The organism is Campylobacter showae CSUNSWCD, from assembly GCF_000313615.1.
GTDB classification, from domain to species: Bacteria; Campylobacterota; Campylobacteria; order Campylobacterales; family Campylobacteraceae; genus Campylobacter_A; species Campylobacter_A showae_A.
Genome location: NZ_AMZQ01000020.1, coordinates 1 through 23755 on the forward strand (window position 1 = coordinate 1; position 23755 = coordinate 23755).

A 23755-nucleotide genomic window follows, 5' to 3' on the forward strand; every position below is an offset into this window, starting at 1 on the left:
AGGCTTTATTAACGTGAAAGTTAAAGGTGGTTTCTCAATTCGTGAGCTGGAATTATACAAGGAAGATGCTTAAACAAACATAAAATTTGTTCAAGCATGTTAAATTTTATTGAAAAATAGATTTTAGGGATAGATTTTCGTTAAAAATCAAGTCTTGCGTTCTTTTATTATATTTAAAAATAGTTACGTATTTGCCGCCGTTCTCTATAAATAGTCCGCCGTTTACGAGCATGGCATCTACCCCATCTTTTTCCTCTCCGCTACCGAATATAAACGCGCCAGGCGTCGTATCAAGCTCGATTTTACCGCTAAAATTTATAGCAGTCGGGATATTTTCGAGCAGATTTTGACTATCTATCCCGTCCGGATCGATAGAAATCTCAAAATTTGATATATAACTCTTGCCAGCTGCATTTTTAAAATTCAAATTTTCAAATGTAAGTTTCGGCGCTCTTTTTATAAGTTTATCAAGCGCTTGCATTATGGCCGTAAGTTGAGCTTCAGGCTCTCCCTTTGCGTTAATAACATCTTCAAACGCACCTTTATCTAAATTTGAAAATTTCGTTTTGATCAAAAAGTCTTTAAATTCATACTTTCCATATTTTATTTTCTCTATAGTGCTAGTATCATCCTGCGTTAAAGTATCGCTTAGTACCGTTAGTTTTGAGTCGCTCGTTATCTTTCCGATCTGTAGTAACTCGGCACCAGAGATCACATCTATCCCGCCAAGCTCAAATTTATAATTGCTATTTACGAGTGCTTTTGAGATCATTTTCGGCTCTATTGGCGTTTCATACTTCACGTCATAATCGATGTTTTTTATCTTTATAGCAATATCTTCTTTACTAGTAAAGTCAATGAAATCATTTGCAAGAGAGACTCCGGTTATTTTCTTTTCGCCGTTTATGTCAAAATTTAAAAACGATTTGGCGAGATTTAGCTTATTGCCGTCTTGTTCTTTTTGCACTCCGACTAGCTCAAAGACGAATTTTTTATCTCCGCCCGAAGCGCCGTCCGCGTGAAATTTGATAGGTCTAGTCGTATCAAATATCTCTTTTATGAAATTTTTATACGGGTCGTTTAAAAACTCCGCATCGCCCGCAAGCTCAAATTTGCCTAGCAAACTGTCAAAACCGTGCGAGATATTCATGTCGATTTTTATAGTTAGGTCCTCTGATGGTTTGTAGTCTTCGCCAAGAGAAATGATCTCGTCTATGTAACCTTTAGATAAAACTACATCGTAGTTTGCGTGCGACTTTAGTAGACCGCTCTCAAATACGCTGTTTTTGACCTCCATACCGTTTGCTTTGATTAGGTTCAAAGCCTCGTTATACTTTTCTTCTACCTTGTTTGCGTTAAATTTTAGCCCGCCAAAAACCACGGCTGCTATAATCACCAATGCAATCAGTAACTTTTTCATTCCGACCTTCCTTTCTTTTTTGTTGCTTCTTGTAGATATACCCAGATGAGCGTCAGTAGCGAAAACATCGTAACCGGCATCAGCCAGCCGTTTTCGCCCATAAAATCCCACGCCCGCTCAAACGCCTCGCCCGCCCAAAAGCTGCCAAGTCCGAGCAAAACCGCCCAAACTGCCGCGCTAATAACGTTTATGACGCTAAATTTAGCAAACGAATACTTCGTAAGCCCGATAGCAAGCGGAATAAGGGTTTTTAGTCCGTAGATAAATTTTTTGAAAAATATTATTTTATTTCCGTGCTGCTTGAATAAAATTTGAGAGAAGGCAAGTTTGCGTTTGTGTTTAGCAAGATACGGCATCACGGCAGCGCGGTTATATCTACTGACGTAAAAAAGCAGCGTATCGCCGATAGCGTTAGCGACAGCCGCCAGCACGATACTCACGGTTATGTCCATCTTGCCCAGATGAGCTAGCACGCCGGCCGCGATGATAGCGACCATGCCGCCTCCAAGCGAATATAAAAACACTATCACGTACCCGTAGGTCGATAGCGAGGTTAGCATCTCTTGCAAATTTGGCCTTTAGTATTTTGAAATAGCGCTCATTAGCGCATTATATCCGTAGCTATCCATCCTTAGAGGCGCGTCGTTAGTTTTAGCTAGCACCGCTCCGCCAAAGCTCGCCCCGGCAAAAAACCCGTCGTTGTCCGTATACGCGTAAATATCGCTCGTAAAGCTAAAATCGCTCACTCTGCCATAAAATTTGCCCGTATCGGCAAACGCAAACGATGCGTCAGCGTTTATCGTAATTTTGGCGTCTTTTATGTCGGCTACGAGGCTATCTTTCAGGATAAATAACACAAGCGAGCTATTTTCGTAACCAACCTGCAACCCGATACTGCCGCCGCTGATATCCACAACCATCATTTCGCTTGGCGCATACGGATTTCCCACGAGCATCACGCCCTTGCCGTGCATACCGCCCAGCACAAAGCCCACCTTGGTGATACTTGGAAAAACGACGACCGCTTTTGCATTTTGGAGCAAAGCCTTAACCGGTGCGTCCGAGTTTTTATGCATCGTCGTCGTAAAAGAATTTGATGCGTCTAGCACGAGTTCGTCGTTTGCCACGAGCGCTAAAACGCAAAAAATCGCTAGTAAAATTTCTCTCATTTTCTACCTGAATTTGACCTATTTAGCCATTTCTATGGCTCTAGTTTCTCGGATCACGTTTACTTTGATCTCGCCCGGATACTGCACCTTGCTCTCGATTTCTGCAGCGATTTCCTTAGCTACGAGAACCGCTTCGTCGTCGTTTATGAGCTTGGCGTTTGCGATGACGCGGATCTCTCGGCCCGCGTTTATCGCATAAGCCTGCTTGATGCCTTCTTTGCTTTTTGCGATGTTTTCTATCTCTTCGACACGTTTTAGGAAGCTCTCAAGCACCTCTCTACGAGCTCCCGGGCGAGCCGCGCTTAGAGCGTCCGCAGCGCAAACGGCGGCGCTTTCTACGCTAGTTGCCTCCTCATGTCCATGGTGGGCATAGATGGCGTTTATGACAACCGGATGCTCTTTATAGCGTTTGCAGATTTCAGCGCCCAGATCGACGTGGCTACCTTCAAATTCATGCGTCAAGGCCTTGCCGATGTCGTGTAGCAAGCCCGCTCTTTTGGCTAGCTTTTCATCCCCGCCCGTTTCGGCCGCGATGATGCCAGCAAGATGGGCTACCTCGAGGCTGTGAGCTAGGGCGTTTTGTCCGTAGCTGGCTCTAAATTTTAGCTTGCCGATTAGTTTCATTATCTCCGGATGGATTTTGCTAAGGCCTAGGTCGATGACGATATTTTCGCCCTCCTCTAGGATCGAGGCTTCAAATTCTTCGCATACTTTTTTGTGTAGATCTTCTATCCTCGCTGGCTGTATGCGGCCGTCTTGCACCAAAAGCTCTATCACGCGCGTCGCGATCGCCCTTCTATAGAGGTTAAAGCTGCTTAACGTGATAGCGTGCGGCATATCGTCGATGATGATATCTACGCCTAGCACCATTTCTAGGGTCTTGATATTGCGACCTTCTTTGCCGATTATGCGGCCTTTTAGCTCGTCATTTTTGATATCTACGACGTTTATCAGGCGCTCGGCGGCAAATTCTCCCGCAAACCTAGACGTAGCCTGCGCAAGGATATAATTCACACGCTTTTTAGCCTCGCGTTTAGCTTCCTCTTCGTGTTTTCGCACGATGTGAGCGATCTCGGCGCGGCTTTTTTCCTCTACTTTTTTTAGCACCTCTTCTCGCGCCTCTTCTTGCGTTAGGCCGGCGGCGTGCTCAAGCACCTTTAGCGCCTCTTGCAGCTTAGCTTGATAGCTTGCTTTTAGCCCAAGACCCTCTTCGTAGACGCTTTTTGCTTCGTTTCGGGATTTTTCTAACTCCGCCCTACTCTCGTTTAAAATTTCTTGCTCGTTTAGTAAGGTTTGCTCTTTTTTACCAATCTCTTCAAATTTTTGCGTGTATTCTTTTTGGAGTTTTACAGTTTTGTCGTCGTATTTTTTCTTGGCTTCAAATTCAGCCTCTTGGACTTGGATTTTAGCGTCTTTTAGCGTACGCTCAGCCTCAAATTCTATCGCTTTAGCCTTTGCTTTAGCCTGCTCTAAAAATATATTGTAGTTCGCGTCATTGATTTTTTTAGCGATGAGATAGCCTGCGCCAGCGCCCGCCGCACCTGCTCCTAAGCCGATTAAAATCTCTATCATAGATTCCTCTTTTTACGTAAATTTTGCTCGGGGTCAGGTAAAAATCACACGTAACATCGTGATCTTCGGATATGATTTCATTAGTAAAATTGTCTAAAATTTCAACGAATATCAAGGTAGGTCGGTAAGGCAAATTTGCAAAAAATCTATCGTAAAAACCTTTTCCGTGCCCTATTCGCGCCATATTTCCGTCCACCCCGAGAGTCGGAACTATAGCCACGTCTATACGCTTTTTAAATATCTTGGTACTTAGCGGCTCTTTTACGCCAAATTTCGTCCGAGATATAAGCGGTAGTCTAGATTTTACCATTTCTAAACTAATACCAAGCATAAACGGAACGAAAATTTCATACCTTTTGGCTAGCTCGCGCCTCAAAATGTAGCAATTTGGCTCATACAAAAGAGGATTAAATATCAAAATCCGTTTCGCTTTAAGCTCGGTTAGCAAATTTAAAAGCGGTTTAAACATCTTATAATGTTTTGCCCGCGCCGAAATTTGAACCTCTTTTTTCAAAATCCGTTTCGCATCGCGCCTGAACTCTTTTTTTATCAAATTTAACGCTCGTTTCATAAATTTTATGTATAATTTCTTCCAAATTTCAAAATAGGAAAAATATGAAAAAAACTCTTCTGATTATACCATTTTTGGCGCTACTTTTGGGCGGCTGCGGCGATGAAAATAAAAGCGACGCAAACAAAACTAGCGATGCGACGCCGACAACAACCACGTCCGCTCCGACTCAAAACCAAAGCGCAAGCGCAAGCATAGAAGCGCCGTTTGAGCTAACGCTAATGGACGAGAGCAAGATGACGCTGCAAAAATTTGACAAGGGCTTCAAAGTCGAGGGTAACGACGAGGCGATTTTGTTTAACTTTTTTGCCACTTGGTGTCCACCGTGCAAGGCAGAAATCCCGCACCTAAACAACCTAAGCGATAAATTTAAAGGCAAGCTAAAAATCGTAAGCGTACTAATGGAAGACAAGTCAAAAGACGAAATAGACGCCTTTATGAAGAAATTTAAAATAAATTTCGACATTAGCTACGGCGAAAACAACTTCCTCTTCGCAAAAGCCCTAGGCGGCGTCGTAGGCATCCCATACATGGTGCTTTATAAACCAAACGGCGAATACGCCACGCACTACGTCGGACTCGTGCCAGAAGAGATGCTAGAAAGCGATATAAATAAGGTAATCAACTAATGTTTGGCTTTTTAAAAAAGGGGCTTGATAAGACGCTCGCCGCGATCCGCTCGTCAAAACCAGCCGACAAAAAAATCTCAAAGGAAATTTTAGAAGAGATCCTGCTCGAAGCCGACATCGCCTACGAGATCGTCGAGGAGGTCCTCTACTACCTGCCGCCGCAAAACGAAGTAAAAAAAGACGACCTAAAGCGGCTTTTAAATACCTATTTCATATACGAAAGCGAGCGCGAGGCAAAAGTCGGAAAGCCTTTCGTGGAGCTGATTTTGGGCGTTAACGGAGCTGGTAAAACGACCACGATCGCAAAGCTTGCGAATTTATATAAAAATGAAGGCAAAAGCGTTATTTTAGGTGCTTGCGATACGTTTAGAGCCGGCGCCATCGAGCAGCTACGCCAGTGGGCGACCAGGACGGATGTCCCTATCGTCGCTACGCAGCAAGGCCATGATCCGTCCGCAGTCGCCTTTGATACGATCAGCTCAGCCGTCGCTAAAAATCTCGACAACGTCATCCTAGACACCGCAGGTCGCCTGCAAAATCAAACAAATTTAGCCAACGAGCTAAGCAAGATCGTACGCATCGCAGACAGAGCATACGCAGGCGCGCCGCACCGCAAGATCCTAATCCTTGACGGCACGCAGGGCAACGCAGGCCTCGCTCAAGCAAAGGCTTTTAACGACATCGTGAGCCTTGACGGCGTCATCATCACCAAGCTTGACGGCACCCCAAAAGGCGGAGCGCTTTTTGGGGTCGCGCGCGAGCTGGAGCTACCGATACTCTACATCGGCACCGGCGAGACGATGAACGATCTAGTGAAATTTGACCCGCACGATTTCGTAGATACTATCGTGGATGAAATTTACGCCTAAATTTTGGGCGTAAATTTTAGCTTTTTAAATTTATCCCTCCACTTAAATTTGCAAATTTTATATACAATAACCGCACTTAAGGCAATCTATTAAAAGGCAGAAAAATGACAACGCAAGAGTACGAGGCTAAATTTAGCGAGGATGATGCACCCGGCTGGGACGCGATAGCAGGCGCACTAGAAAAAATCTACGATCCCGCAAACGAGCGCCACTATGCGTCTTGGCTACATGCGAGTCTAGGCGGCGAGGACTACTTAGACGGCGTTAGTATATTTGACTCCGTCGAGGGCGTGCCGCACCGCCACCTCGTGAGCTTTGGCATGAGTAAGCTTTACTACGATCCGCAAAGTGCGCAGGAAGAATTTAGCTGCTGGGGATTTGAGTTGAGTATACGCGTCGCTCCGTTTGCGGATGATCCAAACTCAAAGTCTAGTGGCGGCAATATAGTCCCAAGCGAGCCTTTTTGGGCGATATCTCTTATGCAAAATCTCGCCAAATACGTCTACAACAGCAAAAAATGGTTCGAGGCTTATCATTTTTATACCGACTAATTCTCCTCTGCGCCTTAACACTGTTACGAAACTAGTAGGCGTCGCCTTCGCACCAGATCCAGTGCTAGGCGGCATAGACACGCCAAACGGCAGAGTAGAGTTTCTCCAGATGGTCGGTATCACGCAGCGCGAGCTAGACTGGCTACGCGAAGACCCGACTACGCAGCGCGTAGAGAGACTGATAAACATAATGCGCAAGGATAATCCTCTGCTAATCACAGATTTAAATCGTACGAAAGAATACGTTTGATTTAATAGCAATCAGATCGGCAAGGCAAATTTAGCCTTGGCAGTAAGTAATGGCCGGAAATTTGCTAGCCCTTGCCGGCTATTTTTATCTCTTTTGCTATTAATTTCTAATTTATACATCCGATTTCTCATAAAAATCAGTAAAATTTAACCGACTTAGCTTTGTCTAAAAATCTCATCTTGCACAAACAAGAAATGATTGGATTTGCAGCAATATATTTAGCTGATTTTTTGGTTATACGCAAATGCGCTCAAATTTATTGGTTAATTTATAAAAAGCAAATTTACTCACGTGCACTGCATAAAAAACGCGCTCACCCGCGTCCGCTCGCACCAAAACACATATAAAATCCCGCCGCTGCCGAAATATACCTCGCCGCCTTGCTCGCAGCTCGGAAGCTCGCTATCAAGCTGCATCAAAAACTCCATCTTTTCGCCGCATATCGGACACGTCGGCACCAAGGCACCCTGTATCCACGAGGGCTCGCCGCCGATGCGTGCGAGGTTTTGTCTGCTGTTTGACATCCCCCAGTCCTGAGCCGCCCAGTGCGCCGGCGTGGGCGCAAGTGTTACTTCGCACTCCTTTATCGGCTCGTCCTGCACGTATTCGACCTGCGTCCTTTCGCCGATACGCCGCGGCATACCTTGCGCGTCGTGCTCGTAAAAGACTATCTCGCCTTCGTAGCCCAGAGTGTCCTTTGGCAGCGTGCGGCCGTCCCTCCGCTCGCGCAGCAGGCTGTCCGCTAGCGCAAAATACGCCGCCGCATCACCTTGTAGCCGCCAAAACCGCTCGTATAAACCGGGCATACTAAAGCCGTCGCGTTCGAAATCTCGCGCTAAATTTAGCGCCTCATCCCGCTTGCCCATACTTATTTTCCTTTATAGTTTTATCGCAAATTTTACCAGAATTTTATCTTGCTTTTGCGCCAAATTTAAAGCCATCGGGTGTGGGAAAATTAAGCTTTAAGATAATTTAAGAATCATGCGGATTAGGCAATACGAAAAACTCAAATTTCATCTCGCAAAACCGTAAATCAAACCTGCCTAAATTCGATGCCTCAAAAGCAGGTTTGATTTACGGTTCAAAAACCGACCTTGCGCCGCCCTCTTAAATTTTCGTCGCGCTCCCGCCAAACTCCACGCGAAACTCCGTTAGCCCCTCGCCGCTTTTACACGAGGTTTTAAACCCTAGCTCTTTGCAAAAAGTTTTAACGATATGAAGCCCGATGCCAAAGCCGCCGTTTCGCTCGTCAAACCGCGTGTAAAGCTCGAAAATCCGCGGCAAATTTTCTTTCGCGATACCTGCGCCGCTGTTTGAAATCACGAGCGCAGCAGGGGTTAAATTTACGCTTACCGAGCCGTTTTCGTCGCAGTATTTTATGGCGTTACTTAGCAGATTGTCGATGATTTTTCGCGTTTTTTATAGGATGAGCGCAGCTGCACCTCGGCGATTTGCGTACTTAATTTTATATTTTTTTGCTCCAAATTTAGCCCAAAATACCCGATCCTCTCGCGCACCAACTCGCTCAAGCTAAAGCTCGTCACCGCGCCGTCCTCTTTGCCGCTAAGCTTTACTAGCGTGAGGTCCTCGTATAGCGTCGAGATCGTTTTGGAGGCGGTTTTTATGTTATTTAAGTATTTTTTCGGATCGGTTTCAAACATCTCGATACTCATCAAAATGACGCTAAGAGGCGTGTTTATCTCGTGCGTCGTATCCCTGATAAAGCCATTTAAAAAGTCGATGCGGCGGTAAAGCGGACGCAGCGAAAGACGGATGATAAAATAAGCTATAACTAAAATAGCAAGCAGTATCATAAACGAGAAAAATATTATCTTTAGTTTTAGCGTGAGAATCGCAAACTCGGGATCTGCGACCTTGACCGCGACGTAGTACTCCTCCTCGCCGAGGCGATTTTTGAGGTAAAACTGCACTACCGAGTTCGCCCCATCCTTGTATCTTTGCGGCATGCCCTCGCGCGGCTCAAAATCATCCTCGATCTCCTCGCCCGTTTTTAAATTTACGGCAAAAGCCTCGACGTCGTCGAAATCATCGTCTTCTATTTCGCCGTTTTTTTGTAGTTTATTTTGCAGGTGATGCTGTAAATCTCGCACGATAAATACGTCGCGATCGAGTATAAAATGCTTCTCGCGCTCGTAAAACATCTGCGCGAAAAAGACCAAAAATGCGGCGCTCGTGATGAAGTAAAGTAAAAATATAGGTAAAATTTGACGGTCCAAAAGTGCTGTAAAGGCTTTTTTAAGAGGTTTTAGCAAGGACATTTGCCGCCTTTTGAGTTAAATTTACTGGTATTTTGCGGATGTAAAATTTGAAGCTTAAAATCGCAAAGGATTTGCGTAAATTTGGATAAAATTTGAGACTCATCCCCTGCCCTTTGCCGCGCGGTAGTTGCAAAATTAGCGCCATTTTCGGCCAAAACCCAAACCTCCGAGCGACCGCAAAAAGCCTAAACATATTTATAGCCTAGCTTTGAGGCGCTAACGATACGCTCTTTACCTAAAATTTTACGCAGCTCTGCGATATAAACGCGCAGGCTAAGCTCGCTAGGGCTCTCGTCGTAGTCCCAAATTTGAGAATAGATCTCGTCTCTACTTAAAAATTTATCCTGATTTTTTAGCAAAAGCGCGAGCAATCTGGACTGCTTTTTAGGCATCGAGACAGCCTTGCCGCCACGAAATAGCAAGCCATGATTCATATCAAAGCCCAAATTTTCGCCCAGATTTACCAGCTCGTTTTTATTGTGCACAAAGGTGCGTTTTAGCAGATTTTGCACGCGCAGATGCAGCTCTTTTAGCTCAAACGGCTTTTTTATGTAGTCGTCACAGCCGCTAGTAAAGCCGCTTTGCACGTCATCAAGCGTATTTAGCGAGGTCGTAAATATACAAGGCGTGTTTTTGCCCGCGTTTCGCAGCTCCCGAAGGAGCGCAAAGCCGCTGCCTCCGATGATCTTGACGTCGAATATCCAAAGATCGAAGTTGCTTTCATAAGCCAAATTTAACGCGTCGTCGTAGCTTTTCGTGCCCGCAGTCTCGTAGCTCTGAGCCTGCAAATACGCGCACATCATCTCAAGCAACATATTTTCGTCCTCGACGATCAAAATTTTACTCATTTTCGCTCCGTTTTCGTTTGCTTTTGTCGTTTTGCGGCGTTTTATCTGCTTGATTTTTGTTTCATCTGTCGGCGCGGCTTTGCGCTAAATTTTTGCCCAACGTCTCAAATTTGCATTAAATTTACCCACATGCGTTCAAATTTAGCCACAAACAGATCTTGCGTAAATTTATCAAATTTCATCTAAATTTCAAGGTAAAATTTCATAAATCTACGTCGTCGCCAAAGTGCTTAAATTTGTAAAAAGCGGGGCAAATTCTCGCGCAAATTTAAACGAAAATCCGCCCCGCAAAAAGCCGAATTTACTCTTTATTTTGCGGCATATGCGGACCTTTGCCGTCTTTATCTTTTATAAACCCGCCCTTGAAATCTCGCTTAAATTTCTTGTGAAAAACATCGTCGTCATCGCCGTCTTTTAGCTCGATATCAAGCCTTTTTGCTTCCGCCACGCTTAGCGCGCCAACCTTGTCATTGTAGCTTTTGCGAAAATCCTGCATGAAATTTTGCCTATCGGCGACGCTCATGGCATCCATTTTCTTTATCATCTCGGCTTTTAGTCCGCGCTTAACCTCTTTTGCCTCGTATCTTAGTTTGCCCGCACGCTTGTCTATCTCAAACGCTACTTCGCTAAGCGTCTTAGCATCGGCATTTGCGACCATTTTATATAGCTCGTCGTTTGTGCTATTTTCAAGCGACGCGGCAAAAAGCCCGCCCGCAACCAGCATACTAATCAAAACTACTTTTTTCATTTTCTCTCCTTTAAAAAGATGAGCGAAGTTTAAAGAAAAGTCGTGAAAAAAATGTTAATTTAAAATTTCGTTGATTTTTTTGACGAAATTTAGCGGATTTACCTGCACGCCGCCCGCGATCACGCCAAAGTGCAGGTGCGGCCCGCTCACTCGCCCGCTAGCACCGCTAAGCGCGATGATATCGCCTTTTTTGACGCTTTGTCCGACTTTGACGTTTAGCGCGCTTAGATGATAGTACTGCGTGTAAATGCCCTCTCCGTGGTCTATAACTACAGATCCGCCCGCATAGTAGCGATCTTTTGCGATGACGACTACGCCGTCGTTTGCCGCGATAACGGACGTGCCGACCGCGGCCCTAAAGTCCGTGCCGCCGTGGTAGCTCTTTAGGGTACCGTTAAATACGCGCGCAGTACCGAACGGACTCGTAACCGACGAGCTCATCGGTAGGATAAATTTGGAGTTAAATTTTAGCCCGACATTAGTCGTGGCGTAGATTTTATTTGCCTCCTCGCGCTCCTCCTCGATACGCTTTAGAACCTCTTTTGGAGGCGTCACCTTACTACCCTCGACGGTTATTTTTTCTTTTTTATATTCGCCCTCCATGATCTTAAAAACTATCGTCTCGTCGCCGCTTTTAAGCCCGTTTATTAGCTTGATTTCGCCCTTTTGACGGTAGCTAGCAGCAACTACGGCAAATTTTAAATTTTCATCGCCAGGCACGCTAAGCCAGCGCTTTTTCTTGCCGTCGATGCTTAAATTTCCGGCAAATTTAGCCTCCACTTGCACTATCTCCACGTCGCCGTTTACGATCGTCTGAGTTTCGCTCGGCGCGCTGCCCTGCCCTTTTGCGCTTAAATTTAGGCAGATCAAAACGGCTAAAATAATCTTTTTCATTTACATCCTTTACGTAAATTTAATGAATAATTTTTAAATTTAATAAAAAAATACTATAATAGCGGGTGAATTTTACGAAAAAGGAAACGAAAATGAAAAGATTTTTAAAGCTTGCCGCTTGCGCACTTTTGCTCGGTCAGCTTGCTTATGCGGATTTTACACAAAATCAAAAAGTAAGAACATCATTTGATATCTTAAACGATCTAGGTTCTAGAAAACTGCTAAATTTAAAAGATACTAGCGAAATAAGAGGCATAATAGTCATACCAGAAGTAGTTAGCGGCGGGCTAGTCGTGACGACTCATACTGGAGACGGTATATTCGTCGGCAGAAATGATGAAAATGAATGGAGCAGTCCGATATTTATAAATTTTAAAGGCGGTGGCATAGGTCTGCAGGGCGGCTATAAATCAACCGACCTTGTTGTGCTTTTTAAATCAAGAAGATCGTATGCAGGACTAATAAACGGCAAAGGTCAAATCGATCTTAGCGCCGATGCCGTAGTACTGGGCGCGGGCGAAAAAGCCGGTGTAATGAGCGATCTGCCTGAAATTACGGCTTGGGCTACGTTAAGAGGCAAAAGCAGGGGCCTTTTTGCAGGCGTTAGCGTTAACACGTCTTTGGTCGTGGTAGACAAGCAGGCTACGTATGATTATTACGATAGAATGTATGATATGGAAGATATCTACAACAACTCCCCGAAAGACTCAAGATATACAAAAACGCTAAAAGAAGTATTAAATAAATATTTTAAATAATTAAGAAGAAAAACGGTTTGGCCTAGCGGCTAAACCGTATAAAGAGAGACGAATCTTTTTTTGTTGATCGGCGAAAACTGAGTCATATACTCAAACGCTTCTTCATAGTCTCCGTCGGTATATTTTGCGACCTCTTCGATAAGCTCGAAAAGCTCCTCGTCGTCAAGCGATTCAAAGTTGCCTCGGTTTTCCAAAACCTCCAGCAAAACCGCTTCAAGCTCTAGTTCATCGTACGTCATGGCTTCCCTTTTAAAATTTTTGCGGAATTATGCCAAAATAACCTTTATAACCGCTTAGTCAAAATCTCTATTTTTTGAGAATTGGTCTTAAATTTATCGCATTATCAGCTTTTTTTACTATAATAGAAAATAATTTTAATCGGCTGAAACGGTGGCAAAATGCACACTTTTGATAAATTTTATATGAAATTTTTAGAGCTTTTACGGGATTACGGATATAAAAATTCCGCCGCAAAAGAGCAAATTTTAAAAATTTTATTTTCCAGCGACGAGCACCTTGGTGCAAGCGAGATACAAACTAAGATCAAAAGTGAATTTAGACGAAATGTGAGCCTCACGGCGATCTATCAGTTTTTAAATTTTTTGCAGGATTTCGGGCTGGTTTTGAGTTTTGAAGAGAACGGGATAAATAAATTCGAGCTAAATTTAAAGTCGCATCACGATCATCTCGTCTGTACCAAGTGCGGCGCGACCGAGAATTTTTTCGATAAAGATATAGAAGAAAAACAAGAGCAAATTTGTAGAAATTCAGGCTTTAAACTCGAAGGCCATGCGATGATTTTATACGGAATTTGTCTAAAGTGCCAAAACAAATAGCCTATTTTGCGCCTCTTTATCAAAAATGATTTGATAACGATATGCAAAAAAGTTTCAGTTAAATTTAAGCGTAGCAAATAGATAATACGCCAAAAAACAAAGGAGAAACATGAGCGCAGCGCCACATATACCATCGGAGTTAGTCTTACGCATAGCTTCGTATTTTACGCCGATCCACCACGTCGCAGGCCGTTTAAGAGTCCGCGTCAGCAGCGATATCAAAAAAGAAGCGGACAGCTTGCCGTTAGAAAAAATAGATCAAACGATCAAGCAAATAGACGGCATAAAAAACGTCAAATTTAACAAACTAATCGGTTCTGCAACGATCGAGTACGACCACGAAGTTTTCCCGAAAAAGATGTGGGATGATCTGCTAAAAGGCGAAAATTTGCACGAAATCTCAGCCCTCATCAACAATCTAGCTCAAAAAGCTACCGGCGGCGCAAGATGAACGAGGAGCTAAAGCAAGCCGCAAATGCGGTATTTTTACTAGAGTCGCAAGGGATCAAATTTTACGAAAACGTCTGCAAAAAAGATGAAATTTTTGATCAAATTTTAGCCGTTAGGCAAAGCGGATTAGAGCTTTTAAAGCCTTATGCAGATCCTGCCGACCCGCAAGTTTTTTGCACTTTTGTGTGCGAGGATCTTGACGCCTGCTTTATAAAAGCCCTAAACTACGAGCTTGAGCTAAATGCGTTTTATGAAAATTTGACCGACAGCATAAACGATGAAAATTTTAAAGATATTTGTTTTAGGCTTTGGGCGACGTCAAATAACGAATACATCCCGGCCCTAAAAGCAAAACTGGCTCAAATTTTAGCCACGCAGTTTCAAGGTGCGGATAACGCAAGCCAAGAGGAGCAAGCGCAAACGGCTCAAAATCCGAGCGACAATATCTTAAACGCTTTTGATTCGGATGGCTTTAAGCAAATCAGCCAAACGCTGGAGCGCATAAGCTCCGGACAAGGCAGCAAAGAGGACGCGATCGCGCTTTTAAACAATCCGAATTTTTCATTTTTCGGCGGTTTGGCGCTTGGCGGACTAGCCAGCATGATGCTAAGTAAAAATTTAGATAAAAATAAAGATAAAGAATAAAATTTAACATAAAGGATAAAAAATGGCATTACCGTTTATCGCAGGTGCGGTTTTAGGAGGTTTAGCTGTCGCGGCTTTTGGCAATAAAGAAAAAATCAAATCGGCTCTTGAAAGCGGACTAGATAAAGGCAAAGAATTTGCCCAAAACGCAAAAGAATTTGCCGAGAAAAAAGTAGGCGAAGCAAAAGAGTACGCCGAGAAAAAATTTGCTAAAACAAGCGAAGAGGCAACCGAAACAAAAAAACGCACAAGACGCACTAGCGCCGAAGTAGCCGCTGAAAAAGAAGCCAAAAAAACAAAGTCTAAGAAAAAAAGCGCTCCAAGAGCTAAAAAAGCTCCGGCAAAAGCAGCCGAGCAAACCGAAAGTCTAGCCGAAGATATCGCAAATGCGCTTGAGCCGAATTTAGAAAAATAATAAAGGTATAGAATGAATTTAACATCAACAACCAGACTTCCAGCAGACCACTTAATAAGCGGCGCGCTAATCGGCGCAATGGCAGCCGGCGGCGTAGAAATACTAAACTATAAAAAAGGCAAGGTCAGCAAGACGCAGGCCGTAGCTAAAACGACTAAAATCGCTATCCAAGGCGGTATCGTCACGGCGTGCGCTATCAGCGCATCAAACAAACTAGTCTCGGCGCGCTATCTTGCGGCTGCGGCAACCGTTGCCGCCGGTATCGCCGGCGTAATCGCTACGGAAAAAATAATCAAAATTTTAGAGGAAGATAAATGAAAAACCCTTACATAAACGAAACGCAAACTATAAATCAATTAAACGAAGACGGTAGCATGACTACGACTACTACGACGGTAAAGACTACCGGCGCTCCAAGCGCGCTGGATAACAGCATAAATAATGCGCTAAAAGACTTTATCCCCGCAAATTTTAATGCCGCGGGCTTCATAAAAGGCGCGCTAATAGGCGGCGTCGCAGCCTACGTGCTAACTAATGAAAATGCCCAAAAGGCGATATTTTCCGCCATAGTAAAAGGCTCAAATTTGCTTCAAGCCGGATTTGAGGAGTTAAAAGAACGCTTTGAAGACGTAAAGGCTGAAATTGACTCCCAAAAATAACGTTCGCATCGCACATCTAATAAAAAATCGCGTTAGGTTTATCTGCGAACGTATCGGCGAGAACTGCGACGAGAGCCATTTGGAGGCGCAAATTTCCGAATTTAAATACGTAAAAAGCGTCAGAGTAAATAAAAAAGCTAAAAGCATCGTGGTCGGCTTTGAGTCAAATTTAGACGAGATTAAAGATTTTATCGAGAATTTACAGATTAAAAATTTAAGCAAGCGTAAAGAAGAGCCGAGCAAGGCTGAAATTTATAAAGCTGCAGCCGCTTTAGCTCTCACCCCGCTGATTGGTAGCAATGGCGTAAAGGCTGCAGTTAGCCTCGTCGCCGCAGCTCCGCTACTAAAAGAAGGCGCAAGCGAAGCCGTAAACGAGGGCGTAACCTCAAAGGCTCTTGAAGCAGCGGCCGTCGGCGTGAGTCTAGCCAGGCGCGACTTTTTGGCGGCAAATAGCACAAATCTCATGCTAACTATCGGCGAATACATGGAAGAAAGCGCCGTACATCGCAGCGACGACCTCATCAAAGAGCTAGCCCGCCCAAACATCGAAGAGGTCTGGATCGAGATAAATGATCACGGCAAAAAATCTCTCAAAAAAATCCCGACCGCAGACGTAAAAATAGGCGACATCGTAGTAGTCGGCGCAGGCGAAAGCATCGGCATCGACGGCTATATCGTCGAAGGCACCGCGAGCGTAAATCAAGTCTCGATGACGGGCGAAGCAGAGCCGGTCAAAAAAGAGCGCGGCGACCGCGTGATGAGCGGAACGGTCGTCGAGGACGGACGCATAAAAATTTGGGCCGAGAGTATAGCGGCCGAGAGCGCAACAGCGAGGATAAAATCCTACATCCAAAGCTCGCTAAACGAAAAATCGGCCGTCGGGTTAAAAGCCACGAGGCTAGCCGACAAGCTAGTGCCCGTGACGCTAAGCCTAGCCGGCGTTTCGTATCTGCTTAGCCGCGATATGACGCGCGTCGCTAGCGTCTTGCAGGCGGACTACTCCTGCGCGCTAAAGCTAGCCACACCCGTCGCCTTTAAATCAAGCATCTCAAAAGCAGGCCGCAACGGCGTGCTGATAAAGGGCGCTAAATCTATCGAAGCGCTAGCGAGCGCAGATACTTTCGTCTTTGATAAAACGGGCACATTAACGCACGGCAGCTTAAGCGTCGTGAAAGTTCACTCGTTTAAAAAAGAATTTACCGAGGCTCAGCTCTTAAATTTGACCGCAAGCGCAGAGGAGCACTACTTTCACCCCGTAGCCGAGGCTATCGTAAAGGCCGCTAGAGAGATAGGCTTTCATCATATCCACCACGACGAGGTCGAGTTTATCGTCGCTCACGGCGTGAAAACCTACGTAGGCGGCAAAGAGGTCGTGATCGGCTCGCGGCATTTTTTAGAGGACGACGAGCAAATTTCATTTAGCAAACACGAAGAAATCATAAAAAGCGAAGTAGATAGCGGACTTACGCTACTATACATAGGCTACGACAAAGAGCTTTTAGGTATCATCGCCATGCGCGACACTATGCGAGAAAACGCCGCGCAGACGCTGGCAAAACTGCGAAAACTAGGCGTAAAAGAGCTAATCATGCTAACGGGCGACGTGCAGTCTAAAGCTGATCAGGTAGCAAGCGAGCTAGGTATCGATAGAGTCTATGCAAACTGCCTACCTACCGATAAAGCAGGCATTATCGAGCAGCTAAAAGCCGAAGGTAAAAAAGTAGCCTTCGTCGGAGACGGCATCAACGACGCGCCAAGCCTCACCAAGGCGCACGTAGGCATCAGCATGCAAAGAGGTGCAGACATCGCAAAAGCTACCGCCGACATCAGCCTACTAAAAGACGACATCGGCTCGGTCGCCGTCGCAAAAGACATCGCAAATAAAACGATGAGGCTGATAAATACGAATTTTAACGCTACCGTCGGCATAAACTCGCTCATCCTAGCAGGTGCTACGTTTGGACTCTTTAACCCTATCGCCACGGCCGTTTTACACAACGGCACGACGATCGGACTGCTGGCAAATTCGATGAAAGGCGTCAAGATAGGCGCGAAGTAAATTTGAAGGAATGACGGTTGATAGATAAAATTTTAAAATTTATGAACGACGAGATGTCGCTAACCAACGACTTTTTATACGGCTATTTTTTGGTTATCGTGCTCGTTCTTACTGGTATTTATTTTAGCTATATCACTAGATTCGTGCAGTTTAGGATGTTTTTCGAGGCGTGCAAAGTGCTAGTCGAGAAAAAAGATAAATACAACAAGCACCACCTTACGCCCTTTCAAGCGCTTATGATCTCTACCGCCTCGCGCGTGGGCATCGGAAATATCGCCGGCATCTCCGCTGCTATCGTAGCCGGCGGTCCGGGCGCGCTATTTTGGATGTGTTTGATGGCGTTTTTGGGCGCGGCTTCGGCATTTGCCGAGAGTACGCTAGCTCAAATTTACAAAACCAAAGACGTATTCGGCTTTAAGGGCGGCCCGGCATACTACATCAAAAACGGTCTAGGCATTAAATGGCTAGCTACGCTTTTTGCAGTTATCCTCGTCATTACCTACGCTTACGGATTTAACGGCCTACAAAGCTACACCATGACCTCCGCCTTTCAAATTTACTACGACCAAAGCGCGGGCGCTACGAGCTTTAGCGATAGCGGCTTGCCGGTTGGTATCGGGCTCATCCTTACCGCATTTGCGGCGGTTATGTTTTTTAGCAAGAGCCATATTATCGGCAAGGTTAGCTCCTACATCGTGCCTTTTATGGCGCTTGCTTACATCCTGCTAGCCTTTATCGCGATCTGCTTAAATTTAGACAAGCTCCCGTCAGTATTTGATATGATTATAAAAAGCGCCTTTGATTTTAAGGCGATATTTGGCGGATTTGCCGGTAGCGTGATCGTCTACGGTATCAAGCGCGGACTATTTTCAAACGAAGCGGGCATGGGTTCTGCGCCAAACGCGGCCGCTGCTGCTCATACTAGCCACCCGGTTAAACAAGGACTCGTGCAGGCGATGGCGGTTTTTATAGATATGACGATCTGCGTGGCTTCTGGCATGATAGTGCTTTTCTCGCAGGCCTATATCACAAAGCAAACTGGCGCCAGCGGCGAGCTACTAACCGCGCTTCCTTTGGTGCAGGCTGCAATGCGCGAGTACTACGGCGAGATCGGCCTTCACTTTACGACGCTTGCGGTGGTGCTTTTTGCGATCACATCGCTGATCGGCAACTACTACTACGCGCAGGCAAATATCAAATACCTCACCAAAAACCACAAAATCGCCATGGCATTTAAGGTTACGGCGGTCGCAATGATATTCGTCGGAGCGCAGATGAACCTAACTATCGCCTGGAACATCGCCGATATCACGATGGCTGCGATGGCTACGATAAATATCGCGGCGATCTTTATGCTATCAAAAGTCATGATAAAAGCCCTAAAAGACTACGAATCGCAAAGAAAAGCTGGGCTAAATCCGGAATTTGACCCTGAGAGCATAGGTATCGCAAACACAACTTGCTGGAGAAAAAAATGAACATAAACGGACAACTTTTAAATTTACAAACCCATAGAAAAGTCGCCAAAGTCGGCATGAGCGTCACCTTAGCTACCGTTTGCCTAACAGCACTCGGGCTTAAGGGTAGAAACAAAAGCCGCTGCGCGAAGCTACACACGATAGCAGGTATCGCATTTGTGGGATTTTCGCTCTACCACGCGGGACTTTACGAAAACGGCTTTTTTAGAAATATGATCGTAAACGCAAATAAGAAAAACGCCGAGGCAAAAAGGCTAGCAAGCGATGATCAAGATAAGTGACGCCGAAATTTTAGCCTACATCGGCGAGGATCTGCCCTACTTTGATCTCACGACATCGCTTCAAGGCATCCGCAAAAATGCCGTTTTAACCATACTGCCGCGCGAGGACGTGACGGTTAGCTGCGTAGACGTAGCGGCCGATATCGCGCGTTTGCTTGGCTGCGAGGTTCAAATTTGCGTCCCAAACTCAGCCGTCGCGGCCGCAAAAAAGCCGATCGTAAAAATAAGCGGCAGTTACGACGACGTGCACAAAGCCTGGAAGCTAGCGCAAATTTGCCTAGAGTACGCCTGCCGGATCGCCACCTACGCAAGAGCGATGAACGAAGCCGCCAAAAGCGTAAATCCAAAATGCGAAATCCTAGCCACGCGCAAGAGCTTTCCGTTTGCTAAGAAATTTTGCCTAAAGGCCGTGCTTGAGGGCGGCTGCGGCGTGCATAGGCTAAATTTGAGCGATAGCGTGCTGTTTTTCAAAAATCATATAAAGGCCTACGACTCGTATGAGGAGTTTTTGGCCCAAATTCCAACCTTCAAAGCAAAATCTCCCGAGCGCAAAATCGCCGTCGAATGCGAAAATTTAGATGATTGCGAAGCGCTTTTAAAGGCGGGCGCCGACGTCGTGCAGTGTGATAAATTTATACCAGCAGCCGTAAAGCGAGCGGTAGGCTTGCGAGATAAAATCGCCCCAAACGCAGCCCTAGTCGCAAGCGGCGGGATAAATCTAAAAAACGTCATAGAATTCGCTGTCACCGGCGCGGACGCACTCGTTACGTCTGCTATGTACACGCAAGGCATGGCCGACATCACGGCGGTTTTAGAGATAGTATAATTTGCAAATTTGATGGACCGCTTGGCGAGCCAAATTTGCTTTTGCGTTTAGCGTATAGCTATATCAAACTCTCTTATTTCTATCATTTCTAAGTTGTCTCACTTTTGTAGCGCAGGCAAAATATTTCGTCAAACTCCAGCTCTAAATCGAGTAAAAATCAAGGCAACCAAACTACTGAGGCGTTATAATTCTGCCAGTTCAAAACCACATCTATTATCTCTAACATAATTTATATAGTTTTTTGCTATGCTAAAGATAAATGCGTGACTATAAGTATAAGTTTAGACAGGTTGAATGGCGTGTTGCGTATATTTAATACTTTAAAACCAAAACTTAAAAACGCTTACTACAAGTAAAGCGGCGATGTTTGCTCTCGCCGCTAGTTTTAAATTTTAGCCTAATTTGGCTTCAAATTTGACTACTTTGCCGCTACGCTTGCTCGCTCGTAGTGCGCTATGATTTTGTTATGGATTAGTAGCGAGATATAAATCACCGCACCGCCAAGGCATAGTCTTAGTATGTCCGCGTCTTTATGCCAAAATACTAAATTTACTATGATAGCAGCAGGTATTAGAGCGTTATTCATGATGGCTAGAGTACCGCTATCTACCTCGCATGCGCCTTTGTTCCATAAAAAGTATCCTAGACCGCTAGCTCCGATACCAAGCCACAGCAGTACGGCGCCTTGCGTGAGGTCGAGGTTGATTTTTTCCGCATTTCCAAACATAGCAAAGGCTACGCCCGTAACCGCCGCGGCTCCGACGAAAAAGTAGCCAAAAACCCCTCTTTGCTCGTTAAAATCACGCTTTTCTAGCAAAAATTTATACGCGCTCTGTCCGACACCAAAGCACAAATTCGCCCCCTGTACGAGCAAAAATCCGTGCCAAAAGCCACTATTTACGTTGCCGTACTTGATGATGAGCGCGCCCAAAACCGCCGTGCCGACGCTAAAAAGATACAGTAGCCTAAGCCTGCCTGCGAGCACGTCGTAAACCACGCTCACGTAAAACGGCGTAAATATCGTAAAGAGCGCAACCTCGGCGACGCTAAGGTATGCAAACGAGTTGTAATAAAAGATATACATCGCGCCGATCTGCACCGCGCCGATCGCGGCTACTTTGGCGTATAGAGCGAGGTTTTGCGCAGCAAAATCCTTAATCATAAATGGCAAAAACACGCCAAGCGCAAGCACGACGCGCGAAAATGCGGCGAAATAGCTATCCACTCGCCCCGCCAAAAACTCGCCGATGAGGCTAAAGCTAAACGCCCAAAGCACCGTAACAAAGATCAATTTTTTCACGCATTCTCCATTTGAGTTAAATTTCGTCTGAAATAGTAGCAAAATAGGCTTAAATTTGACGGATTTTACGGCGGAGGCTTGAGAATTTTACGCGAAGCAGAGATTTGCAAATTTAAGATGATTTTGTATTTTTGCGTATTAAATTTACTTGCCGCTACAGCTTGCCTTCTTTTGCCAAATCTAAACTTAAAGGCATAGTCGCCAAACCGCACCACTAAAATTTAGCTCAAAAATCCCCGCATCATATAGGCTCCTGCCGCACCCGCCTGCTTGATCTCGCTTAGATTTTCAAAATTTATCCCGCCGATAGCGTATGTTTTTATGCTTAAATTTTCGCAAATTTCTCGTAAAAATTTAAGCCCCCTGCCTCGCTCTAGCGCGTGAGAGGGCGTATCAAAAATATGCCCAGCCACGACGTAATAAGCGCCTAGCTCCTGCGCCGATAAAGCCTGCTGCAAAGAGTGCACCGAAACGCCGATTTTGAGTTTTTGCGTCAAATTTGACGCGAAAATGCCAGGGGCTTCGTCTTTATCCGAGCGTACGCCGTCAAATTTAACCAAATCTCTCAAATTTGTAGCCCTCTCGCCACTCGTAGAAGCAAATTTAGCAAAAGACAGATGTAGCTCGCTCACGCCAAGCCTGCTTGCAACGCTTGCGTGAGTATGTAAAATAAGCCGCGCGCCGGAATCGTACTCAGCGATGATCTCAAGCGTTTTGCGGGCTAAATTTTCGTACTCACACTCAGGCAGATCGCTCTCCCGAAGTAAAATTTTATCCGCCTTGCCGCTTTGCGCTACTCGCCTAACGTCAGCGAAAAAATCCTCGCTCAAGCGGCGGTTCGTCACCCAAACGAGCTCAAATTTACCAAAATCCATCGCCCTTTACCCCAAAAGCCAAATTTTACGCCCGCAAAATGCGCGACCGATAGCCAGCCGCCTCAAACGTAAATATGCTCGCTCATCACGGGCTGCAAATTTAGCCCACGCACGGCGAGCAGCATCTCCTCGACCGAGCGCACGTCGCTGATCTCAAACTGCTCGTCGCCCTTTTTGGCCTTATCCGAGTGCGTCCCCACACCCGTGCTAACGCCGGCCGAGATTTTGTTCGCAGCGACTGCGATGACGCCGTCACGAAAGCGCGCCGACTCGCGCGTAGAGATCGTGATGTTTGCATACGGTAAAAAAAGGCGGTACGCGCAGATGACCTGAAATAACGCTCTCTCATCGACGTCTCGCGGACCGACGTGAGCCTTGTTTATCGCTGGGCGCAGACGTGGGCAAGATAGCGCGATCTCAGCGTGCGGGTACTTTTGCTGTATAAAATGCGCGTGCAGCGCGGTGGATAGCGCGTCTTTTCTAAAGTCATCAAGCCCCAAAAGCGCGGCAAATCCGACGCTACGCATACCGCCCATGAGAGCGCGCTCCTGAGCGTGGAAGCGGTAGGCAAATGAGCGCTTGACACCGCCTAGGTGAAATCTAGCATACGCCGCCGGGTCGTAAGTCTCCTGAAAAACCACGACGTAGTCCGCGCCGCAACCGTGCAAAAACGCGTATTCGTCGGCATTTAGCGGATATATCTCGACGCCTACGTTGCTAAAAAACCTAGACGCTTCCTTGCAAACCTCTCCGATATAGCCCAGATCGCTTTTTTTCGCGCTTTCGCCGGTTAAGATCAGCACGTCTTTTAGCCCGCTTTTTGCGATATTTGCCAGCTCCGTCGCCGCCTCGTCCGCCTTTAGCCGCACGCGCGAGATCTTGTTTCGCGAGCTAAAACCGCAGTAGACGCAGTCGCTGTCGCAAAAATTTGAGATATAAAGTGGCGTAAAAAACTGTACCGAGTTGCCAAACTGCCTGCGCGTCCTATCTCGCGCCGCCTCCGCCATCTCGCCTAAAAATGCGCCGGCAGCCGGGCTTAGAAGCGCTTTTAGTCCCTCTGTGCTTAGATCTTCCTCGTTTAGAGCGCGCCTAACGTCGCTAGCGTCAAATTTCGCGTAGTCGTAGTCTTCGCGCGCGGCTAGCACCCGCCGCATCAGCGTTTCATCTATGCGCTGCGCGCCGTCGGCATACTCCATCACGTCTAGATTTTTCAAATATTTCTCCGTTTTTTATCTAAATTTCGGGCGTTAAATTTGATCGTTTTTAAAGGCTAGGAGCCGTAAATTTTACGCGCCTAGACCCGCGCCTTTTCGGCGCTAAATTAAAACCGCGCGAAATCGTCAAATTTAAAATTCGCAGTATTTAACGAGGCA

Annotated in this window: 31 protein-coding genes; 15 read left to right on the forward strand and 16 right to left on the reverse strand. The window is 45.8% G+C overall.

What is annotated here, in order from left to right; all coding sequences use genetic code 11:
• Nucleotides 1–106 precede the first annotated feature (106 nt).
• Genes CSUNSWCD_RS10190 through CSUNSWCD_RS10210 form a run of 5 tightly spaced genes read right to left on the reverse strand, consistent with a single transcriptional unit; the run spans nt 107 to nt 4732 of the window.
• Nucleotides 107–1420: a DUF945 family protein gene (locus tag CSUNSWCD_RS10190; RefSeq protein ID WP_009497024.1), complete on the reverse strand. Its 1314-nt coding sequence runs from the start codon at nt 1418–1420 to the stop codon at nt 107–109.
• Nucleotides 1417–1989 carry a DedA family protein gene (locus tag CSUNSWCD_RS10195; RefSeq protein WP_009497025.1) on the reverse strand — a complete coding sequence of 191 codons (573 nt, stop codon included), beginning with the start codon at nt 1987–1989 and terminating at the stop codon, nt 1417–1419. The genes CSUNSWCD_RS10190 and CSUNSWCD_RS10195 overlap by 4 nt, the downstream gene beginning before the upstream one ends.
• 9 nt (nt 1990–1998) lie before the next feature.
• Nucleotides 1999–2589, reverse strand: coding sequence for a lipid-binding SYLF domain-containing protein (locus CSUNSWCD_RS10200; protein ID WP_009497026.1), 591 nt, complete (start codon nt 2587–2589; stop codon nt 1999–2001).
• A gap of 18 nt (nt 2590–2607) precedes the next feature.
• The gene (rny, locus tag CSUNSWCD_RS10205; RefSeq protein WP_009497027.1) at nt 2608–4161 is read right to left on the reverse strand and encodes a ribonuclease Y; all 1554 of its coding nucleotides are present in this window, start codon (nt 4159–4161) and stop codon (nt 2608–2610) included.
• Nucleotides 4094–4732, reverse strand: coding sequence for a 5-formyltetrahydrofolate cyclo-ligase (locus CSUNSWCD_RS10210; protein ID WP_034964885.1), 639 nt, complete (start codon nt 4730–4732; stop codon nt 4094–4096). The genes rny and CSUNSWCD_RS10210 overlap by 68 nt, the downstream gene beginning before the upstream one ends.
• A gap of 44 nt (nt 4733–4776) precedes the next feature.
• On the opposite strand from CSUNSWCD_RS10210, the gene CSUNSWCD_RS10215 reads away from it, so the two are divergent.
• The 4 genes from CSUNSWCD_RS10215 to CSUNSWCD_RS11930 all read left to right on the forward strand — a co-directional run bounded on the left by CSUNSWCD_RS10215 (nt 4777) and on the right by CSUNSWCD_RS11930 (nt 7031).
• Complete coding sequence (locus CSUNSWCD_RS10215; protein WP_009497029.1) at nt 4777–5361, forward strand: TlpA family protein disulfide reductase; 585 nt, start codon at nt 4777–4779, stop codon at nt 5359–5361.
• On the forward strand, nt 5361–6230 hold the full coding sequence (gene ftsY, locus CSUNSWCD_RS10220; RefSeq protein ID WP_009497030.1) for a signal recognition particle-docking protein FtsY: 870 nt from the start codon (nt 5361–5363) through the stop codon (nt 6228–6230). The genes CSUNSWCD_RS10215 and ftsY overlap by 1 nt, the downstream gene beginning before the upstream one ends.
• A 104-nt stretch (nt 6231–6334) precedes the next feature.
• Nucleotides 6335–6781 carry a suppressor of fused domain protein gene (locus CSUNSWCD_RS11925; RefSeq protein ID WP_009497031.1) on the forward strand — a complete coding sequence of 149 codons (447 nt, stop codon included), beginning with the start codon at nt 6335–6337 and terminating at the stop codon, nt 6779–6781.
• 7 nt (nt 6782–6788) lie between these two features.
• On the forward strand, nt 6789–7031 hold the full coding sequence (locus tag CSUNSWCD_RS11930) for a suppressor of fused domain protein (protein ID WP_280101172.1): 243 nt from the start codon (nt 6789–6791) through the stop codon (nt 7029–7031).
• Nucleotides 7032–7318: 287 nt separating this feature from the next.
• Here CSUNSWCD_RS11930 and CSUNSWCD_RS10230 read toward each other — a convergent pair whose 3' ends face one another.
• The 7 genes from CSUNSWCD_RS10230 to pgp3 all read right to left on the reverse strand — a co-directional run bounded on the left by CSUNSWCD_RS10230 (nt 7319) and on the right by pgp3 (nt 11800).
• The gene (locus CSUNSWCD_RS10230) at nt 7319–7897 is read right to left on the reverse strand and encodes a hypothetical protein (protein WP_009497033.1); all 579 of its coding nucleotides are present in this window, start codon (nt 7895–7897) and stop codon (nt 7319–7321) included.
• A gap of 241 nt (nt 7898–8138) precedes the next feature.
• A complete protein-coding gene (locus tag CSUNSWCD_RS11815; protein ID WP_341871755.1) occupies nt 8139–8438 on the reverse strand; it encodes a sensor histidine kinase in 300 nt (99 codons plus the stop codon).
• Entirely contained in the window at nt 8420–9310 is an 891-nt protein-coding gene (locus CSUNSWCD_RS10235) for a sensor histidine kinase (protein WP_009497035.1), read from the reverse strand. The genes CSUNSWCD_RS11815 and CSUNSWCD_RS10235 overlap by 19 nt, the downstream gene beginning before the upstream one ends.
• A complete protein-coding gene (locus tag CSUNSWCD_RS11490) occupies nt 9288–9455 on the reverse strand; it encodes a hypothetical protein (protein WP_163026387.1) in 168 nt (55 codons plus the stop codon). Before CSUNSWCD_RS11490 ends, CSUNSWCD_RS10235 begins: the two co-directional genes overlap by 23 nt.
• Nucleotides 9456–9495: 40 nt before the next feature.
• Entirely contained in the window at nt 9496–10158 is a 663-nt protein-coding gene (locus CSUNSWCD_RS10245) for a response regulator transcription factor (RefSeq protein ID WP_009497037.1), read from the reverse strand.
• 301 nt (nt 10159–10459) lie between these two features.
• Nucleotides 10460–10906, reverse strand: coding sequence for a DUF1104 domain-containing protein (locus CSUNSWCD_RS10250; protein ID WP_009497038.1), 447 nt, complete (start codon nt 10904–10906; stop codon nt 10460–10462).
• 54 nt (nt 10907–10960) lie between these two features.
• Nucleotides 10961–11800 carry a peptidoglycan metallopeptidase Pgp3 gene (pgp3, locus tag CSUNSWCD_RS10255; RefSeq protein ID WP_009497039.1) on the reverse strand — a complete coding sequence of 280 codons (840 nt, stop codon included), beginning with the start codon at nt 11798–11800 and terminating at the stop codon, nt 10961–10963.
• A gap of 92 nt (nt 11801–11892) precedes the next feature.
• On the opposite strand from pgp3, the gene CSUNSWCD_RS10260 reads away from it, so the two are divergent.
• Nucleotides 11893–12558, forward strand: a complete 666-nt coding sequence (locus CSUNSWCD_RS10260) for a lipid-binding SYLF domain-containing protein (protein WP_009497040.1) — start codon at nt 11893–11895, stop codon at nt 12556–12558.
• 29 nt (nt 12559–12587) lie between these two features.
• Here CSUNSWCD_RS10260 and CSUNSWCD_RS10265 read toward each other — a convergent pair whose 3' ends face one another.
• Nucleotides 12588–12797, reverse strand: a complete 210-nt coding sequence (locus tag CSUNSWCD_RS10265) for a hypothetical protein (RefSeq protein WP_002945385.1) — start codon at nt 12795–12797, stop codon at nt 12588–12590.
• A gap of 159 nt (nt 12798–12956) precedes the next feature.
• On the opposite strand from CSUNSWCD_RS10265, the gene CSUNSWCD_RS10270 reads away from it, so the two are divergent.
• The 10 genes from CSUNSWCD_RS10270 (at nt 12957) to modD (ending at nt 20207) form a co-directional block, all read left to right on the forward strand.
• Nucleotides 12957–13394: a Fur family transcriptional regulator gene (locus CSUNSWCD_RS10270; RefSeq protein ID WP_009497041.1), complete on the forward strand. Its 438-nt coding sequence runs from the start codon at nt 12957–12959 to the stop codon at nt 13392–13394.
• Nucleotides 13395–13503: 109 nt separating this feature from the next.
• Nucleotides 13504–13845, forward strand: coding sequence for an HMA2 domain-containing protein (locus tag CSUNSWCD_RS10275; protein ID WP_002952126.1), 342 nt, complete (start codon nt 13504–13506; stop codon nt 13843–13845).
• On the forward strand, nt 13842–14489 hold the full coding sequence (locus CSUNSWCD_RS10280; protein ID WP_009497042.1) for a hypothetical protein: 648 nt from the start codon (nt 13842–13844) through the stop codon (nt 14487–14489). Before CSUNSWCD_RS10275 ends, CSUNSWCD_RS10280 begins: the two co-directional genes overlap by 4 nt.
• A gap of 22 nt (nt 14490–14511) precedes the next feature.
• Nucleotides 14512–14904 (forward strand): hypothetical protein, encoded by a 393-nt coding sequence (locus CSUNSWCD_RS10285; protein WP_009497043.1) that lies wholly within the window; start codon nt 14512–14514, stop codon nt 14902–14904.
• Between the two features lie 12 nt (nt 14905–14916).
• A complete protein-coding gene (locus tag CSUNSWCD_RS10290; protein WP_009497044.1) occupies nt 14917–15222 on the forward strand; it encodes a magnetosome protein MamC family protein in 306 nt (101 codons plus the stop codon).
• Entirely contained in the window at nt 15219–15563 is a 345-nt protein-coding gene (locus CSUNSWCD_RS10295) for a hypothetical protein (RefSeq protein WP_009497045.1), read from the forward strand. The genes CSUNSWCD_RS10290 and CSUNSWCD_RS10295 overlap by 4 nt, the downstream gene beginning before the upstream one ends.
• Nucleotides 15547–17622: a heavy metal translocating P-type ATPase gene (locus CSUNSWCD_RS10300; RefSeq protein WP_009497046.1), complete on the forward strand. Its 2076-nt coding sequence runs from the start codon at nt 15547–15549 to the stop codon at nt 17620–17622. The genes CSUNSWCD_RS10295 and CSUNSWCD_RS10300 overlap by 17 nt, the downstream gene beginning before the upstream one ends.
• Nucleotides 17623–17663: 41 nt before the next feature.
• Complete coding sequence (locus CSUNSWCD_RS10305; RefSeq protein WP_241091562.1) at nt 17664–19100, forward strand: alanine/glycine:cation symporter family protein; 1437 nt, start codon at nt 17664–17666, stop codon at nt 19098–19100.
• Nucleotides 19097–19381, forward strand: a complete 285-nt coding sequence (locus tag CSUNSWCD_RS10310) for a hypothetical protein (protein WP_034964887.1) — start codon at nt 19097–19099, stop codon at nt 19379–19381. Before CSUNSWCD_RS10305 ends, CSUNSWCD_RS10310 begins: the two co-directional genes overlap by 4 nt.
• Nucleotides 19365–20207 carry a ModD protein gene (modD, locus tag CSUNSWCD_RS10315; RefSeq protein ID WP_009497049.1) on the forward strand — a complete coding sequence of 281 codons (843 nt, stop codon included), beginning with the start codon at nt 19365–19367 and terminating at the stop codon, nt 20205–20207. Before CSUNSWCD_RS10310 ends, modD begins: the two co-directional genes overlap by 17 nt.
• A 418-nt stretch (nt 20208–20625) precedes the next feature.
• Here the strand turns inward: modD and CSUNSWCD_RS10320 are convergent, their stop codons facing one another.
• The 3 genes from CSUNSWCD_RS10320 to thiH form a co-directional block, all read right to left on the reverse strand.
• On the reverse strand, nt 20626–21507 hold the full coding sequence (locus CSUNSWCD_RS10320) for an EamA/DMT transporter family protein (protein WP_034964889.1): 882 nt from the start codon (nt 21505–21507) through the stop codon (nt 20626–20628).
• 221 nt (nt 21508–21728) lie between these two features.
• The gene (locus CSUNSWCD_RS10325) at nt 21729–22382 is read right to left on the reverse strand and encodes a thiamine phosphate synthase (RefSeq protein WP_051990324.1); all 654 of its coding nucleotides are present in this window, start codon (nt 22380–22382) and stop codon (nt 21729–21731) included.
• Nucleotides 22383–22444: 62 nt separating this feature from the next.
• Nucleotides 22445–23578 carry a 2-iminoacetate synthase ThiH gene (thiH, locus tag CSUNSWCD_RS10330; RefSeq protein WP_034964897.1) on the reverse strand — a complete coding sequence of 378 codons (1134 nt, stop codon included), beginning with the start codon at nt 23576–23578 and terminating at the stop codon, nt 22445–22447.
• Nucleotides 23579–23755 lie beyond the last annotated feature (177 nt).

Coding starts and splice junctions, on each gene's coding strand:
- CSUNSWCD_RS10295 (WP_009497045.1), top strand. CDS start 15,219: ATGAAAAACCCTTACATAAACGAAACGCAAACTATAAATCAATTAAAC.
- CSUNSWCD_RS10230 (WP_009497033.1), bottom strand. CDS start 7,897: ATGGGCAAGCGGGATGAGGCGCTAAATTTAGCGCGAGATTTCGAACGC.
- pgp3 (WP_009497039.1), bottom strand. CDS start 11,800: ATGAAAAAGATTATTTTAGCCGTTTTGATCTGCCTAAATTTAAGCGCA.
- CSUNSWCD_RS10275 (WP_002952126.1), top strand. CDS start 13,504: ATGAGCGCAGCGCCACATATACCATCGGAGTTAGTCTTACGCATAGCT.
- CSUNSWCD_RS10215 (WP_009497029.1), top strand. CDS start 4,777: ATGAAAAAAACTCTTCTGATTATACCATTTTTGGCGCTACTTTTGGGC.
- CSUNSWCD_RS10260 (WP_009497040.1), top strand. CDS start 11,893: ATGAAAAGATTTTTAAAGCTTGCCGCTTGCGCACTTTTGCTCGGTCAG.
- CSUNSWCD_RS10290 (WP_009497044.1), top strand. CDS start 14,917: ATGAATTTAACATCAACAACCAGACTTCCAGCAGACCACTTAATAAGC.
- CSUNSWCD_RS10270 (WP_009497041.1), top strand. CDS start 12,957: ATGCACACTTTTGATAAATTTTATATGAAATTTTTAGAGCTTTTACGG.
- CSUNSWCD_RS10285 (WP_009497043.1), top strand. CDS start 14,512: ATGGCATTACCGTTTATCGCAGGTGCGGTTTTAGGAGGTTTAGCTGTC.
- CSUNSWCD_RS11925 (WP_009497031.1), top strand. CDS start 6,335: ATGACAACGCAAGAGTACGAGGCTAAATTTAGCGAGGATGATGCACCC.
- CSUNSWCD_RS10265 (WP_002945385.1), bottom strand. CDS start 12,797: ATGACGTACGATGAACTAGAGCTTGAAGCGGTTTTGCTGGAGGTTTTG.
- modD (WP_009497049.1), top strand. CDS start 19,365: ATGATCAAGATAAGTGACGCCGAAATTTTAGCCTACATCGGCGAGGAT.
- CSUNSWCD_RS10200 (WP_009497026.1), bottom strand. CDS start 2,589: ATGAGAGAAATTTTACTAGCGATTTTTTGCGTTTTAGCGCTCGTGGCA.
- CSUNSWCD_RS10190 (WP_009497024.1), bottom strand. CDS start 1,420: ATGAAAAAGTTACTGATTGCATTGGTGATTATAGCAGCCGTGGTTTTT.
- CSUNSWCD_RS10250 (WP_009497038.1), bottom strand. CDS start 10,906: ATGAAAAAAGTAGTTTTGATTAGTATGCTGGTTGCGGGCGGGCTTTTT.
- rny (WP_009497027.1), bottom strand. CDS start 4,161: ATGATAGAGATTTTAATCGGCTTAGGAGCAGGTGCGGCGGGCGCTGGC.
- CSUNSWCD_RS10305 (WP_241091562.1), top strand. CDS start 17,664: ATGAACGACGAGATGTCGCTAACCAACGACTTTTTATACGGCTATTTT.
- ftsY (WP_009497030.1), top strand. CDS start 5,361: ATGTTTGGCTTTTTAAAAAAGGGGCTTGATAAGACGCTCGCCGCGATC.
- CSUNSWCD_RS10235 (WP_009497035.1), bottom strand. CDS start 9,310: ATGTCCTTGCTAAAACCTCTTAAAAAAGCCTTTACAGCACTTTTGGAC.
- CSUNSWCD_RS10245 (WP_009497037.1), bottom strand. CDS start 10,158: ATGAGTAAAATTTTGATCGTCGAGGACGAAAATATGTTGCTTGAGATG.
- CSUNSWCD_RS10210 (WP_034964885.1), bottom strand. CDS start 4,732: ATGAAACGAGCGTTAAATTTGATAAAAAAAGAGTTCAGGCGCGATGCG.
- CSUNSWCD_RS10325 (WP_051990324.1), bottom strand. CDS start 22,382: ATGGATTTTGGTAAATTTGAGCTCGTTTGGGTGACGAACCGCCGCTTG.
- CSUNSWCD_RS11490 (WP_163026387.1), bottom strand. CDS start 9,455: ATGGCGCTAATTTTGCAACTACCGCGCGGCAAAGGGCAGGGGATGAGT.
- CSUNSWCD_RS10310 (WP_034964887.1), top strand. CDS start 19,097: ATGAACATAAACGGACAACTTTTAAATTTACAAACCCATAGAAAAGTC.
- thiH (WP_034964897.1), bottom strand. CDS start 23,578: ATGGAGTATGCCGACGGCGCGCAGCGCATAGATGAAACGCTGATGCGG.
- CSUNSWCD_RS10280 (WP_009497042.1), top strand. CDS start 13,842: ATGAACGAGGAGCTAAAGCAAGCCGCAAATGCGGTATTTTTACTAGAG.